This is a genomic window from Capnocytophaga sp. H4358 (assembly GCF_002302515.1).
Classification (GTDB): Bacteria; Bacteroidota; Bacteroidia; order Flavobacteriales; family Flavobacteriaceae; genus Capnocytophaga; species Capnocytophaga canis.
Window position 1 is genome coordinate 1,131,103 of record NZ_CP022380.1, and the last position, 15,435, is coordinate 1,146,537.

Sequence of the window (15,435 nt, forward strand, 5' to 3'; positions counted from 1 at the left end):
ATTTTTTATATTGAGTAACTGATTGTTTTTCCAATAGCCAAACAAGAAGTTGCTGCTGGTGATGGGGCGTTTCTCACATGCACTATTTTATTAGATTTTCTTATATCAAAATCATCTATCAAAAGCCCTTCTCTGCTACATGCCTGTGCTCTAACTCCTGCTCCTCCAACAACTAAATCCGATTCTTGAATTTCTGGAATTAATTGTTGTAAGGCCTTTGTAAAGGCTTTTTTAGACAAAGATCTATAAATTTCTCCCAATCCTGTTTTTCCATATTTTGCTACTATTTTCCAAAAACCAGGCCAAGAAAATACATCTATTGTATCTGAAAAGCCAAAGTCTGTAAATTTATAACCTTCTTTTTTAAAAGCCAATACTGCATTAGGACCAGCCTCAATATTACCGTCTATCATTCTTGTAAAATGCACACCCAAAAACGGAAAATTAGGATTAGGAACCGGATAAATCAAATGGTTTACTAAATACCTCTTTTCTTCCTTGAGTTTATAGTACTCTCCGCGAAAGGGAATAATTTTCAAATCATTGGTTCGGTGAGTCATTTTAGTCAATCTATCCGAATACAACCCCGCACAAGTAACCAATTTTTTTGTTTTATATTGGTCAGTTATCGTATTTATTATGATTTCATTAGGAAATTCTGAAATTGCTTTTACTTCTTGATTAAACTTAACCTCTCCTCCTAATTTTTGATATAGTGACAGAATTTTCTTTGCAACACCGAGATAATCAATAATTCCTGTCTGCGAAACTTTTATTGCTCGAATTCCTTCACAATAAGGTTCTATTTCTCGAAATTGGTCTCTTGTAAGATATTCCAATCCACTAAGACCATTTGCTACACCTCTATTGTAAATAGTATCTAATAGAGGTAATTCTTCTTTATTTACTGCTACAATAATTTTTCCACAAAGTTCGTATTTTACCCCGTGTTGTTGAGCAAAAGAAATGATTGATTCGTAACCTTCTATACAATTTTGAGCTTTCAAACTCCCAGGTTTGTAGTAAATTCCACTATGAATCACACCACTATTGTTTCCTGATTGATGCAAGGCTACATTTTCTTCTTTCTCTAAAATTAGAATCTTCTTATTAGGATATTTTAATCGCAAATGGTAAGCGGTAGACAAGCCCACAAGCCCTGCACCTATGATTATCAAATCATATCTCATAATTACAAACGAGCATCTACTAATTCTCTATCTACACAAGCTTTCAAGTCAAAAATAACAGCACGCTCATTTTTAATAGCATTGAGGTCTAACTCAAGAAATTCTTTGTGAGCAACAGCAATAATAACAACATCATACGTTTTATTTTGAATAACCTGAGGTAACACAGTTACCCCATATTCATTTTTCACTTCCTCAGGATTTGCCCAAGGATCATAGATATCCACTTCTACTCCGTACTCTTTTAATTCTTTGTAAACATCCACTACCTTAGTGTTCCTTGTATCAGGGCAATTTTCTTTGAACGTAATTCCAAAAATTGCTGCCTTAGAGCCTCTAACTGGAATATTCTTCTTTACCATTAGCTTAACAACTTTGGAGGCAACAAACTCGGCTATGGAATCATTAACTCTTCGCCCAGAAAGAATGACATTGGGGTGATAACCTAATTCTACAGCTTTATGTGCTAAATAATAGGGGTCCACAGAAATGCAGTGTCCACCAACCAAACCAGGTTTGTATTTTAAAAAGTTAAATTTCGTTCCAGCAGCTTCTAAAACATCATTTGTGTCTATTCCTATTCGGTCAAATATAAGTGCCAACTCATTAACAAATGAAATGTTAACATCTCTTTGGGCATTTTCTATGGCTTTTGATGCTTCGGCAACTTTAATACAAGGTGCCTTATGTGTTCCTGCCTTGATAATGGTACGGTATATTTGATCAATTTTTTCAGCAATTTCTGGAGTAGACCCTGATGTTACTTTCTTTATGGTCGTTAGGGTATTGATTTTATCTCCAGGATTTATTCTCTCCGGAGAATATCCTACATAAAAATCCTCATTATACTTCAAATTTGATGATTTTTCCAAAATGGGTACACACTCTTCTTCTGTACAGCCTGGATATACAGTAGATTCGTATATCACAATATCTCCTTTTTTAAGAAAACCCCCTAGCATTTTTGAAGCTTTAAGCAAAGGCCTCAAATCTGGAGAATTATACCTATCTATAGGTGTAGGCACTGTTACAATATACACGTTAAACTGAGCCAAATCTTGCAAATCAGAAGAAACTTTGTATCCTTTTTCAAAGTTGGTTTCCTTAGCTAATGAAATTTGTGCTTTTATTCGATCATCTTCAACTTCAAAGGTTTTATCTTGCCCAGAACTTAACTCCAAAACCCTACTTTCATTGATATCAAAACCCAATACAGGAAAATGATTCGAAAACTCTATAGCCAACGGCAACCCCACATAGCCTTGACCAATAACTGCTATTTTTTTCATTTTTTATTTATTTTGTAAAAAATATGACAAATAATTACTTTTTTGGTCGTGTTATAAAAGGCATCAGGAAGTGTTGTAAAAAGTATGATATCTTTAATAAAGTGGATATTTCTGTCAGGCTGAGCAAAGTCCGTGAAAACGGAGTATGTGACGAAGCCTCGTAATTACAGGGCTTCGATTCACATACTCAGCTCCAAGTCTTCGCTGACTTTGCTCAGCCTGACAATCAGAACTACCATCATACTTTTTATAACACTACCAAGGCATGATACTTTTTATATCACCTCCTATTTTTTTTAAATCCTATCAACATCACAGCTCAACTACGTTTATTTCATCATTTGGCTGTAGCCTATTGCCTTACCAATAAGTGTAGTTGAAGTACAACTTTCTATCTTAACATTCACAAAATCCCCTACTTTGTAATGTTCTTTCGGGAAAACCACCACTGTATTTTGAGTGTTACGCCCCATCCACTGAGCATCTGATTTTTTGGAATTTCCCTCTATGAGCACCTCGCAAATCTGTCCGATTTTTTGTTGTGTGCGATACAGACTGTGTTTCTGTTGTAGGTCTATAATTTCTGCTAAACGACGTTTCTTTGTTTCTTCGGGAACATCATCAGCGATTTTGCGAGCAGCTAATGTTCCTGGTCGTTCTGAATAGGCAAACATAAATCCAAAATCATATTTCACATATTCCATGAGAGAAAGCGTATCTTGGTGATCCTCTTCGGTTTCCGTTGGAAATCCTGCAATCATATCTTGAGAAATGGCACATTCAGGCATACGCTCACGAATGTTGTCAATCAACGTAAAATACTCAGCTCGAGTATGTAGTCTATTCATTGCTCGGAGTATGCGATCGCTTCCGCTTTGTACAGGCAAATGAATATACTTGCAGATATTATGATGTTTTGCCATCGTATCTATCACATCCAAAGTCATATCTTGAGGATTGGATGTTGAAAAACGAATGCGCATTTTTGGATGTGCCGTGGCAACCATATCCAATAATTTGGCAAAATTGACCGCCGTTGCCTTTTCCATTTCAGTAGCTTTATCAAAATCCTTCTTAAGTCCGCCTCCATACCAAAGGTAACTATCTACATTCTGTCCCAATAGAGTAACTTCCTTAAAACCTGCTACTTGCAAACTATTGATTTCTTCAAGTATAGAAAATGGATCGCGACTTCGTTCACGCCCTCTCGTAAAAGGTACGATGCAGAATGTACACATATTATCACATCCACGCATAATTGAAACGAAAGCAGTTACTCCATTGCTATTGAGACGTATAGGAGAAACATCGGCATACGTTTCTTCCTTGGAAAGAATCACATTTACGGCCTCTCGTCCTCCATCTACCTCTTGTAATAAGTTAGGCAAATCTTTATAGGCATCAGGGCCAACTACCATATCTACTATCTTTTCCTCCTCCAAAAAGGCATGTTTCAAACGTTCTGCCATACAGCCCAACACCCCCACTTTCATAGCCGGACGACTGCGTTTTACAGAGTTAAATTGCTCCAGCCGTTTTCGAATGGTTTGTTCAGCTTTCTCACGAATCGAACAAGTATTAAGCAACACCAAATCGGCCTCCTCTAAAGTTTGCGTAGTATTGTAACCCTCTTGAGAAAGAATAGAAGCCACAATCTCGCTGTCAGAAAAATTCATCTGACAGCCATAACTTTCGATATATACCTTTTTGCTGTTATTTCTATTTACCTCTAAAACAAGACTTTGCCCCTGCTTCGATTCATCTATCACTTTTTCCATAAATGCATATTTTTCAAGCCACAAAGATAGAAAATAATTAGCAATCCACAACCTGATTCACCGTTGTTTTTGAAAAACAACAACTTACCAAAACAAATGAGATTGCACTGGAACTGCCTACCCAACACTACTAACATTTACTTCGCAAAATTCGACTGAAATGCGGTTGCAAATGTTGTCGCATAGCTTCGCGAAATGATTGCGGAGTCCCATTTTTTAATTCCTCCACCAAATCTCTGTGAGTTACTATGGAAATTTCGTCTTCCAGAGTACCATTCGCTAACGCTCCATTCATCTCTTCTCTTTGGAGGTGATGAACATATTCAAATACTGGAAGGATAATTTTCTGAAATCGCAAAAGCATCTCATTATCAGCTATTTTGTAAAGTGATTTATGAAACAAGACCTCATCTTCCAATGAAAAGCTATTACTATCACATTGCACATCTCTGGTTTTATTGACAATTTGTTCCAATGTTTGAATTTGCTCTTGAGTTTTACGTGCAAACACAAAATCAGTCATTCCGATTTCAAACATCAAACGAAATTCAAACAAATTATGCAATGTAGCTTTATCCAGCATGTGTGGATCGAGCATTTTCTCCAAATTTTCAATCAAATTGGGTTCTTTGAGAACCATCCCTTTATGTCTTTTTGACTCAATAAGTCCTAAGGTTCGCAGTCGTAACATAGCTTCTCTCACCGCCGTACGACTTACCCCCAACTGTTCAGCCAATTCCATCTCCTTTGGAAGCGAATCTCCAGGACGAAGATCATTTTCTTTGATATACAAAATAATTTGTTGTTCAATTCTATCTACTAAAGAGACATTTTCTGAGGGTTCTATTTTCTGAAGTTCTATCATTTGTTTTAATTATTTACGTCCACAACATGTTCTTTTATTCAAAAAAAAATCCTACATTTGCGGAGATTGAAAAGTGCTTCTTGGGTCAAGTAACAAAACCCCGCTAAGGTACGCCTTTTTTACATAAACAACAAACAAGTAGAGAAAAAATAACATAAACTATCTTTATGAAACACAGCGAACTTTACAAGAAAACATTATTAGAAGATGTCATTCCTTTCTGGGAAAAACATTCGTTAGACCACGAATTTGGCGGATATTTCACTTGCCTTGACCGTGAAGGAAACGTTTTTGACACCGATAAATTCATCTGGTTGCAAGGACGACAAGCGTGGACTTTTGCGATGCTCTACAATCAAGTAGAGAAAAACCCAAAATGGCTTGAAATCTCAAAATTAGGCGTTGAATTTCTGAAAAATCACGCAATGGACAGCGACGGGAATTTCTATTTTGCACTCACTCGCGATGGCAAACCACTGGTTCAACCTTACAACATTTTTTCGGATTGTTTTGCAGCGATGGCTTTCAGTCAGTATGCAAAAGCCTCGGGTGATGAAACTTATAAAAAACTGGCTATCAGCACATATCACAACATATTAAAAAAACAAAACAATCCCAAGGGCAAATACGAAAAAACAACCGACGTGCGTCCGCTCAAAGGATTTTCACTCCCGATGATTCTTTCTAACTTGGTTTTGGAATTGGAAAGCGTTCTTTCGGAAGAAGAAATCAACAAAACGATAGATTTCAGCATCAATGAAGTAATGAACGTGTTTTTAGATGCTGAAACAGGTATTATTTTTGAGAATGTTCGCCCTGACGGGAGCAAAGAAGATAGCTTTAACGGTCGATTGCTAAACCCCGGTCACGGCATCGAAGCAATGTGGTTTATGATTGATATTGCCGTACGTCGTGGTGACCAATCGCTTATCGAAAAAGCGACACAAACCATTCTTAACATCCTCAATTACAGTTGGGACGAAAAACACGGAGGCATTCTGTATTTTATGGATTCCAAAGGAAATCCGCCACAACAATTGGAATGGGACCAAAAACTTTGGTGGGTACATTTGGAAACTTTGGTAGCACTTTCAAAGGCGTATTTACACACGAAAAATTCGGAGATTTGGACGTGGTACGAAAAAGTACACAACTATGCTTGGTCGCATTTCTCTGACCCTGAGCACGGTGAATGGTTCGGTTACCTGAATCGTGAAGGAAAACCTTTGCTCCCTCTTAAAGGCGGAAAATGGAAAGGTTGCTTTCACGTGCCGAGAGCTATGTTCCAATGTTGGAAAACTTTTGAAAAAATTGAAAATCAATAAATAAAACGCATCATAATGAATCGAATTTTTTATCTTTTATTCGCTTTTGTTCTTTTGTCGGCTTGTGGAAGCCAAAAAAACGTAATCGGCGGAGGCGAATTTACACAACCCGAAATGCCTTTGGTCACAGGCAAGGAGAATTTATTAGCTTCTTTCAAGTTAGCTACTAAAAATTTGAATGCTATCACAGAGGTAAAAGTTTTACTCAAATCCGAATTAAAATCTTTGGATTTAAGTGAAATGGCCATCTATTTAAGTGATAATGAAAACTTTAAAGAAGCACAACAATTTGCTTCTACTAAAAACATTCAATCGACAATACTTCTGAAAGGTAATTACTCACCAAAAACTGAAAACACTTATGTTTGGGTAACAACAAGAACCACCGAAAAGCCGAATCTTCTGAACAAAATTAAAGTTTTTCAAATTGAATTTTTATCAAACGGGTCACGATACGTATATGTAAATCCGAAAAGTGCTTCACAACGCTTTGGGATAACGCTTCGCGATAAGAAACAAGACGGCGTTGAGTGTTATCGCATTCCAGGGTTGGCAACCACCAACAAAGGCACGCTTATCGCCGTGTATGACAACCGTTACAACAATTGCAAAGACCTGCAAGAGGACGTAAACGTGGGAATGAGCCGAAGTACCGATGGCGGACAAACGTGGGAACCGATGAAAGAAATTATGGATTTGGGCGAATGGGGCGGACTCTCCAACCAACTCAACGGAATTGGCGACCCTGCCGTATTGGTGGATAAAAACACAGGAACTATTTGGGTAGCAGCTCTTTGGCTTCACGGACACGACAAAGACAAAATGGCGTGGTGGGCTTCCAAACCTGGAATGACGCCACACGAAACAGGTCAGCTAATGCTCGTTAAAAGCGACGATGACGGCATCACGTGGAGCGAACCTATCAGCATCACTCCGCAGACCAAAGACCCCAAATGGTATCTTTTCTTCAATGGCCCTGGTAACGGAATTACCCTTGCTGATGGAAAAATAATGTTCGCTGCACAATATAAAGATGAAAATCAAGTACCACATTCTACCTTAATATATAGCGACGACCACGGAAAAACGTGGCATTGTGGAACGGGAGCTAAATCGCATACTACAGAGGCTCAGGTGGTTCAGCTTTCTGATGGAAGTATAATGCTTAATATGCGTGACGACCGAAATCGGCAGAATTACACGCTTTCCGATGCCTTTCACGGACGTTCAGTGGCTGTTACTCGCGATTTTGGAAAAACGTGGACAGAACACAGCACATCACGTAAAGCACTAACCGAGCCCAATTGTATGGCAAGTATCATTTCCTACTCGGCTAATAACGGTAAACAATATTTGTTTTTCTCGAACCCTGCCGATGCAAAAAATAGAATTAACATCACCATCAAAGCGAGTGATGACGACGGCAATACGTGGAATAAACTCCCTCAAATAAAACTCTATGCCAATGGTAATTTCGGATATTCTTGCATGTCTCTCATCGATAACAAATACATCGGAATACTTTACGAAGGAGTTGGTGATTTAATCTTTCAAAAAATTCCTATTTCGGAACTTATAAAATAAACAAAAGATCTGAAAATATATCGTTTTAGCGACTTTCTCTTTCAAAATTATGCTATAAACCTCATCAAATTCAACCGCTCTGGGTGGAAAACTTTGATGAGGTTTCTTTATACTTCTGGGAAGTCTGATTTAAGTAATAGCAATCAATCACACAAAAAAGAGGCTATGGAAAATTCCCCAAATAGCCTCCTATATGTGATAAAAAATCATAGTTTCGTAACTGGTGGCTCATCTGCCAACGGCACAAAACGAGCCTTTAAATTAGGCGTAGGCATATCTGCATCTAATGGATACATCGGACGTTGGATACCTTTGTAAGGCAAACGCAATAAATCCTGATCAACACCACCTGGCGTTAAAGCCATTACCCAGCCTTTACGCATATTGTAAAGTTCAGGTACCAAATATCCGATTTTTACCACTAAAATATCCGTTTCTCGAGGGTTTAACCCAATTTCAGTAAAGTAACGCTCATAGTGATACGCTTTTCGTTTTTCGGTGATAATCACAGAAATAGCTCCACTTTTAACTACTACAATCGTATTGTTTTTATCGTCTTTTTCAATAGCTGTAATGGTTCCTGACACACGCACTGGCGGAGCGTAACGATCGTCAACACGGGCTCCTGCCAAAGCATCAATTTTACCTCCTACTCCAATAGCTTGTGCTTGTCTTACAAATTCAGCATCAGGAATAGAGGCGTAAATAACACTTTTCCCTTTTTCAGATTTAAATTCAGGACGTTTGAAAAGCTCGGTAAGTGTCCATGTAACATCACCTGCTCCTCCTGCCGTCGGGTTATCTCCCATATCACTGATAATGAACGGTTTTTCTGTACTCGCTAAGGCTTGTGAAAGACACTCGGGCAAATAGGCTGTTGGTGCTACAAACTCAAATTTATCGCGTACATCCCAAAAATGTTTCGCCAAGGTTTCTGCCGCTTTGCCTACAGCTTCTTTATCATCACCATAAGTCAAAACAACCCCGTGATTGCGAGGCTCGTCTGCCCATGGATATGACATCCAAATAGAAGCATCAATGACCTTATCTCCGTCAATGAGACTCGGAATTTGTCCGTAAAGACTTTTGGCAGGTTCAATGCGTGTGCTTGTTTTTTCACCTGGAAGCAAAATTGGCACAGGAATCCATGCTTTGTAGGCTGGTTTGCCTTTGCCACTCTCCAATCGGTCAATCAAATTCACCAAAGCCCGTTTTTTAGAAATCATCGCATCTTCATGCGGCGCAAGTCGATAACAAGTCATCATATCTACATGCTGTGCCAAACGAGGTGAAACACTTCCATGTAAATCCATACAAGAAGACACCAGAACTTTATCACCGATTACCTCACGAATTCGAACTATTAAATCTCCCTCAGGATCTTCCAATCCTTGAACGCTCATCGCTCCATGAATATCGAAGAAAAGACCATCAATAGGCAAGGATTCTTTGAGCATTTCAAGTGTCTTGTTTACCATTTTTTCATAAACCTCACGTTTTACAATACCTCCAGGCATAGCATGTGAACGCAAAGTAGGCACCCACTCAGCCCGTTGCACAACGGACGAATCGGGAACAAAAAAATTGTAATACGAGAAAATGCTATCACCTATACGCAACGGAAAAGCGTCTTCATCGGAAACAGCGGGTGAAAACGTACTTGACTCAATGGCAATACCTGCAATAGCAATACGAGGTAGTTTTTTCTCTGTTTTTGAGGAACAACCTATAAAAAAGGACAACCCCAAAAGAAATAGAATGCTTTTTATGTATCTCATAACTACAAAATTAGGTTAATAATAGCACAAAAATACAAAAAAAATGAAATAAATACAAAATAATCTCCCAAAGAAACTTATTTTTCCGCACTGCTAATCATTTATGAGTTAAAAAACTAACTTTCTTATTCAGAGCAAACCCTAAGTAACTTTGTACAAATTTTTCTGCAGATTCGGGCTTAACATAATTCACCCGAGAGGTCTAATCTATCGAAAAAAAACAAATAATTACAATACATCCACTTGATTTGTTTATGCTTCGAATTTTTCACTTGTCCATTCACAAAAAAAATTGAAAAATTGAAAAAACAACGCACTTTAAATTGTTAAATCTACAAATTCCAACAAGAGCTATTTTATATGGTAAACAACTATATGTTAGCTCCTTAAAACAAGTAAAACTTGAAACCTACGATTAATTAATTCTTAATGAAACTCTTAAAATTTTGTAATTAATTTTATTTAACAGATATAAATACATACTTTTGTATCGAAAAAAACAAATTACATTAGAATATGAAAAAACTTTACGCTTTAGTAGTTGGGCTTTTTTTGATACAAATATCATTCGCTCAAACTACAGTAACTACAGGGACATCGACACAAACCGTCCCCTCAAACATTGAACTAAAGACTGAAAAAGAAGCCTTAAAAGCAGAACAAAGAGCTCAAAAAGCCCAAAAGGAGGTGCTCATAGCAGAAGAAAAAGCAAGAAGAGCAGAGGAAAAAGCTCAAATCCAAGCTAAAAAAGCTGAAGAAAAAGCAAAACGGGCTGAAGAAAAGGCCAAAAAAGCTCAGGAAAAAGCTAAAAAAGCAGAGGAACGTGCCAAAAAAGAAGCTGAGAAAAAACAAAAAAATTTAGCTAAAGCTCAACAGCAAGTTCTAAAAATTGAAGCTCAAGTTAAAATGAAGCAAAACGAATTGGCTCAAGAGCAGAATAAATTTGAAAGTAAAAAAGCAAAAGGAAATCTTTCTTCATCAGACGAATTGAAATACAAAAATCGAATTCTGAAAAAAGAACAAGAAATTAACAAATTGAATCTCAAAGCAATAAAAGCAAAAGAGCAAGTTAATAAATATTCAAAATAAGCATTTATCTAATATAGCATAACTTACATCTGAGGCTGTCCCGAAAGGCAGCCTCTCTTTTTACCATTGTATCTCTCCTTTTCCAACAGATACTAAGTACTGATTTGCCCTACTAAAGTGCTTATTACCAAACCAATACCCTCGATTCGCACTCAATGGCGACGGATGCCCAGAAGTCAAAATATAATGTTTGGAAGCATCTATTAAACTAGCTTTCTTTTTAGCGTAACCACCCCAAAGCATAAACACCACCTGTTGTTTTTGTTCAGAGACCAAACGTATTACAGCATCTGTAAAAGTTTCCCATCCTTGGTTTTGGTGGCTTCCTGCTTGGTTAGCTCGAACTGTCAACGTAGCATTGAGCAACAATACTCCTTGCTTTGCCCAACGTTCCAAATTACCACTTGAAGGATAAGGTACTCCCAAATCTCGTTGCAATTCCTTAAAAATATTTATCAACGATGGAGGATGATCGACACCGTCTTGTACTGAAAAACACAGCCCATTAGCTTGATTTACACCATGATAAGGATCCTGACCTATAATAACCACTTTCACATTTTCAAACGGGCAATAATCAAAAGCTGCGAATATCTGTTGCCCTCTCGGATAACATACCCCTTGTGTATATTCATGTTTAATGAAGCTCACTAATTTCTGAAAATAATCTTGTTGAAATTCGCTAATTAAATAAGGTTTCCATGAAGAATGAATGTTTACTTCCATTTTTTTAATATTTTTGCACGTCAAAATGAAGAACAAAAATAACAATTAATTTTGAAACTTGAATTTTTCCGAATAAGAATTCAGAAGTACCACTTGCAAGAGAAGTATCCAAAAAAATAGCTTTTAATATGTGTGAATACCTAATTTATAGCAGATAAGAAACCTAAAAGTAAGCTGAATTTCAAACAGATGCAGTTAAAAACAAAACTTTCGAACAACCTCAACATATAGAAAAGACGTACACGATACGCCTCACAAAAACATATATATTTGTACCTTAAATGATTCACAATAAAACACTTGAAGATTTAGAATTCGGAACTGTTCTCACACATATTTCTGAAATATGTCACACCGAATTAGGGAAAAAATATGCCTTGCGTTTGCAACCCTTTGAGGATAAGGAAACTTTACTCTTTGCATTGCAACAAACTAATGAATATTTAGCTTCATTTCAAAATAACAATACTATCCCAGGACATAGTTGTGAGAAAATTAGTTCAGAAATACGGCTATTACAAGTAGAAAACACAACGCTCGAACTCTCTGCTATACGAAAACTCTATTTGATATCGCAAACCGTGAATACGCATATTCAGTTTTTTCGTAAATTTAAGGAACTATATTCCGTTTTACACGAAACAGCAGAAAGCATCCATTACACTACCGATATTACCGAAGCTATTGATAAAATCGTTGACAAATTTGGCGAAATCAAAAACGACGCTTCCCAAACCTTGGGGAATATACGTAAGGAAATCAGCATTTTAAAAGGAAAAATCAATGAAAGTTTTAACCGAACCTTAGCTGAGTACAATGCTTCGGACTATTTGGATGACATCCGAGAGACCGTGGTGGATAATCGTCGGGTACTTGCTGTCAAAGCAATGTATCGCAGAAAAGTTCTCGGAACAGTACTGGGTAGTTCCAAAACGGGAAGCATCGTATATATCGAGCCGAGACAAACAGAAATGTACTCACGAGAATTGACCAATTTAATATACGATGAAAAAGAAGAAATTCAACGTATTTTGAAGCAACTCACAACCTATTTGAGTCAATATGTAGTTCTTTTCAAAGATTACCAACGCTACATCACAGCCATTGACATCATTTATGCGAAAGCAAAATATGCGTTAAGCATGAATGGGCTATTTCCTGAAATCACAGAAGAAAGGGTGCTATTTTTGCAGGAAGCCTATCACCCACTCTTGTTTTTGAACAATCAAAAAAAAGGTAAACCAACCTATCCACAAAATATTGAACTCACAGATGATTCACGCATCATCGTGATTTCAGGCCCTAATGCAGGAGGAAAAAGTATCACATTAAAAACCATTGGATTACTACAACTGATGCTACAAAGTGGTATGCTCGTTCCTGTACATCATCGCAGTCGAATGTGTTTATTCGAACGGATTTTAACAGACATAGGCGACAACCAATCTATTGAAAATCATTTGAGTACATACAGCTACCGCTTGAAGAATATGAACTATTTTTTACGAAAATGCAATGAACGTACGCTATTCCTAATTGATGAATTTGGAACTGGTAGCGATCCCGAGCTTGGAGGCGCGTTAGCCGAAACCTTTTTGGAAGAGTTCTACCACCGGAAAGCATTTGGAGTAATTACCACCCACTATGCTAATTTAAAAATATTAGCCAATGAATTGCCTCATGCTACCAACGCTAACATGTTGTTCAATGATAAAACCTTAGAACCTATTTACAAACTTATCGTAGGAGAAGCGGGAAGTTCATTCACCTTTGAAGTCGCTCAAAAAAATGGAATTCCTTTTGGACTGATAAACCGTGCTAAAAAGAAAATTGAAAAAGGAAAAGTTCGTTTTGACGCTACCATTGCGAAGCTTCAAAAAGAAAGAAGCAAAATGGAAAAAACCACTGAAAATCTGAAAGATGAAGAAGCTAAAGCACGTGAAGAAGCCAAACGCTTGGAGGAGTTAAACGAACGCATAAAGTCTAAACTGGTAAATTATCAAGAGCTTTACGATCATAATCAACGTATGATTTACTTAGGAAATAAAATTGACGAAGTAGCAGAGCGTTATTTTTATGACGGTAAGCGACGTTCATTAGTATCTGACATATTGCGAATTATTGAAAGTGAAAACGCTAAACGAAAGCAACTCTCCAAAGTTGAAAAAACACAAAAAAAAGAACAAAAAAAGACCATAGAGACTGAAGTTAATAAAGAAATTGAAGCTATCAGAATTCAGAAAAAAGCTGAAAAAAAGGCAAAAATCACTCAGGAGGAAGCCGCCAAAGAACGAATGCAACGCATGTTAAAAATCAATGACCGAGTACGCATCAAAGATAGTCGTAGCGTTGGTGTCATCGATAAAATTGAGAAGGGAAAAGCTATTGTGAATTACGGCATGTTTACCACCACTGTAGCTATTTCAGAATTAGAATTGGTTGAAAAAGTAAAAAACTAAAAATCAGAACATTACAAAAATACAAAAGTTAAAAAAAGTTAATTAACATTTAATGAATTTGTAAATATTTACATTTTATTATAACTTGCCCACATCAAAGTTTTTTTCTATCAAACTCATTTAGGCTTGATTACTGATTTGCAATGTAATAGACATAGAATGACAATGTTTTTCTATGACAGGATAATGTGGCAACTTAGTCAAAAAAAAGAAATAGAAAATCTCACAACAGATGTGCTTTAAAAAATTAAGGTCGGAAAGATGAAAAACAACAGCGACGAAACAAAAACAAACACAAACTCTCTTAAAGAAACTGAAGGCGGAGCTAAGAAAAATTGCGTTGTCCGCCCTACGCCTATTAATGAAGAGGTACAGTGGGATAAATCAAAAACTTTGATGAGCCGAACCGATAAATTTGGAAATATTGAGTACGCCAATGATGATTTCATTGATGTTTCTGGCTATGAAGCCTACGAATTGATGTCGCAACCACATAGCATCATTCGTCACCCAGACATGCCGAAAGTTGTATTTAAAATCCTTTGGGACAACTTAAAAACTCGTGAAAATTTCCACGCCATCATCAAAAACATGTCAAAAAGTGGGAAATACTATTGGGTGATTACGAACTTTGAAATCAAAAAAGACGCTGAAGATAAAATTATTGGATTTGTATCCTATCGCAAAGCATTGCCAAAGAGCATCATTGAAGAGTCCATTGAACCGCTATACAGACGTTTGCTAAAAATTGAGCAAGTTAATGGTTTGGAGGTTAGCGAGAAATATTTTATGGGGTATTTGGAAGATATGGGAGTTTCATATTACGAATTTGTAGCAAACTTACTAAAAACCTATAAGGAAGAAATTGAAAGCGTTATTTCAAAAGAGGTAAGTAAGGAAGCTGAAGACGATAAATCTGCTGAAAAAGGTGGTTTTTTGTCTAAAATCGTGTCATAAAAAGTTTTTTCATGCTATATTAGATTTTAATTAATTATTGAAAAAGGCCGTCGTGAGACAGCCTTTTTCGTTTGCTAACTTTTAATTTTTTAAAACCAAGGTTTACGCCCTTGTTGATAAATCTTATAGAACTCCTCATCAGACTTAGTTAAGTAAATGATGCCTTCTATAAGAGGCACTAAAGAAGCTATCCCACAAGTAACGACTGTCAATACAATCTGTATAATTCCTTCTTTCGTATATCCTAAAAAGAATTTATGAACTCCTATTGAGCCTAATACCAAGGCCAAAACCCCTGCAAGTACTTTCTTATTTTCTTGCTTAGAGATAGTACTGTTGTTTAATTCTGTACTCATAACTTTTATTTTTTACTTAATTCATAGGCAAAAGTAAGG

12 protein-coding genes are annotated in these 15,435 nt (G+C 36.8%); 5 read left to right on the plus strand and 7 right to left on the minus strand.

The features are described from left to right. Positions 1 to 5 precede the first annotated feature (5 nt). From lhgO to CGC49_RS04875, 4 genes are all read right to left on the minus strand, one after another. A complete protein-coding gene (lhgO, locus tag CGC49_RS04860) occupies positions 6 to 1,190 on the minus strand; it encodes an L-2-hydroxyglutarate oxidase (protein WP_095911992.1) in 1,185 nt (394 codons plus the stop codon). 2 nt (positions 1,191 to 1,192) lie between these two features. After that, positions 1,193 to 2,479, minus strand: a complete 1,287-nt coding sequence (locus CGC49_RS04865) for a nucleotide sugar dehydrogenase (RefSeq protein WP_095911993.1) — start codon at positions 2,477 to 2,479, stop codon at positions 1,193 to 1,195. Positions 2,480 to 2,808: 329 nt separating this feature from the next. Continuing rightward, positions 2,809 to 4,257: a tRNA (N6-isopentenyl adenosine(37)-C2)-methylthiotransferase MiaB gene (gene miaB / locus CGC49_RS04870; protein ID WP_095911994.1), complete on the minus strand. Its 1,449-nt coding sequence runs from the start codon at positions 4,255 to 4,257 to the stop codon at positions 2,809 to 2,811. Between the two features lie 130 nt (positions 4,258 to 4,387). Next, positions 4,388 to 5,122: a FadR/GntR family transcriptional regulator gene (locus CGC49_RS04875; protein WP_042345034.1), complete on the minus strand. Its 735-nt coding sequence runs from the start codon at positions 5,120 to 5,122 to the stop codon at positions 4,388 to 4,390. Between the two features lie 167 nt (positions 5,123 to 5,289). On the opposite strand from CGC49_RS04875, the gene CGC49_RS04880 reads away from it, so the two are divergent. Both CGC49_RS04880 and CGC49_RS04885 read left to right on the plus strand, forming a co-directional pair. Then, a complete protein-coding gene (locus tag CGC49_RS04880) occupies positions 5,290 to 6,447 on the plus strand; it encodes an AGE family epimerase/isomerase (RefSeq protein ID WP_095911995.1) in 1,158 nt (385 codons plus the stop codon). 15 nt (positions 6,448 to 6,462) lie between these two features. Continuing rightward, positions 6,463 to 8,031, plus strand: coding sequence for an exo-alpha-sialidase (locus CGC49_RS04885; RefSeq protein ID WP_095911996.1), 1,569 nt, complete (start codon positions 6,463 to 6,465; stop codon positions 8,029 to 8,031). A gap of 206 nt (positions 8,032 to 8,237) precedes the next feature. Here CGC49_RS04885 and CGC49_RS04890 read toward each other — a convergent pair whose 3' ends face one another. Continuing rightward, a complete protein-coding gene (locus CGC49_RS04890; protein WP_042008927.1) occupies positions 8,238 to 9,809 on the minus strand; it encodes a M81 family metallopeptidase in 1,572 nt (523 codons plus the stop codon). Between the two features lie 516 nt (positions 9,810 to 10,325). Here CGC49_RS04890 and CGC49_RS04895 point away from each other — a divergent pair. Next, complete coding sequence (locus CGC49_RS04895) at positions 10,326 to 10,898, plus strand: hypothetical protein (RefSeq protein WP_095911997.1); 573 nt, start codon at positions 10,326 to 10,328, stop codon at positions 10,896 to 10,898. A gap of 60 nt (positions 10,899 to 10,958) precedes the next feature. Here CGC49_RS04895 and CGC49_RS04900 read toward each other — a convergent pair whose 3' ends face one another. Continuing rightward, positions 10,959 to 11,624 carry a uracil-DNA glycosylase gene (locus tag CGC49_RS04900; RefSeq protein WP_042347834.1) on the minus strand — a complete coding sequence of 222 codons (666 nt, stop codon included), beginning with the start codon at positions 11,622 to 11,624 and terminating at the stop codon, positions 10,959 to 10,961. Positions 11,625 to 11,908: 284 nt separating this feature from the next. Here CGC49_RS04900 and CGC49_RS04905 point away from each other — a divergent pair, with 284 nt between their 5' ends. Both CGC49_RS04905 and CGC49_RS04910 read left to right on the plus strand, forming a co-directional pair. Beyond that, positions 11,909 to 14,083: a DNA mismatch repair protein MutS gene (locus tag CGC49_RS04905; protein ID WP_095912692.1), complete on the plus strand. Its 2,175-nt coding sequence runs from the start codon at positions 11,909 to 11,911 to the stop codon at positions 14,081 to 14,083. Between the two features lie 261 nt (positions 14,084 to 14,344). Continuing rightward, positions 14,345 to 15,040 (plus strand): PAS domain-containing protein, encoded by a 696-nt coding sequence (locus CGC49_RS04910; RefSeq protein ID WP_082021476.1) that lies wholly within the window; start codon positions 14,345 to 14,347, stop codon positions 15,038 to 15,040. A gap of 89 nt (positions 15,041 to 15,129) precedes the next feature. Here CGC49_RS04910 and CGC49_RS04915 read toward each other — a convergent pair whose 3' ends face one another. Continuing rightward, positions 15,130 to 15,396, minus strand: coding sequence for a TM2 domain-containing protein (locus CGC49_RS04915; RefSeq protein WP_042008976.1), 267 nt, complete (start codon positions 15,394 to 15,396; stop codon positions 15,130 to 15,132). Positions 15,397 to 15,435 lie beyond the last annotated feature (39 nt).

Bases quoted from the DNA above. Each gene is read 5' to 3' on its own strand.
- lhgO (WP_095911992.1), bottom strand. From the start codon at position 1,190: ATGAGATATGATTTGATAATCATAGGTGCAGGGCTTGTGGGCTTGTCT.
- CGC49_RS04865 (WP_095911993.1), bottom strand. From the start codon at position 2,479: ATGAAAAAAATAGCAGTTATTGGTCAAGGCTATGTGGGGTTGCCGTTG.
- miaB (WP_095911994.1), bottom strand. From the start codon at position 4,257: ATGGAAAAAGTGATAGATGAATCGAAGCAGGGGCAAAGTCTTGTTTTA.
- CGC49_RS04875 (WP_042345034.1), bottom strand. From the start codon at position 5,122: ATGATAGAACTTCAGAAAATAGAACCCTCAGAAAATGTCTCTTTAGTA.
- CGC49_RS04880 (WP_095911995.1), top strand. From the start codon at position 5,290: ATGAAACACAGCGAACTTTACAAGAAAACATTATTAGAAGATGTCATT.
- CGC49_RS04885 (WP_095911996.1), top strand. From the start codon at position 6,463: ATGAATCGAATTTTTTATCTTTTATTCGCTTTTGTTCTTTTGTCGGCT.
- CGC49_RS04890 (WP_042008927.1), bottom strand. From the start codon at position 9,809: ATGAGATACATAAAAAGCATTCTATTTCTTTTGGGGTTGTCCTTTTTT.
- CGC49_RS04895 (WP_095911997.1), top strand. From the start codon at position 10,326: ATGAAAAAACTTTACGCTTTAGTAGTTGGGCTTTTTTTGATACAAATA.
- CGC49_RS04900 (WP_042347834.1), bottom strand. From the start codon at position 11,624: ATGGAAGTAAACATTCATTCTTCATGGAAACCTTATTTAATTAGCGAA.
- CGC49_RS04910 (WP_082021476.1), top strand. From the start codon at position 14,345: ATGAAAAACAACAGCGACGAAACAAAAACAAACACAAACTCTCTTAAA.
- CGC49_RS04915 (WP_042008976.1), bottom strand. From the start codon at position 15,396: ATGAGTACAGAATTAAACAACAGTACTATCTCTAAGCAAGAAAATAAG.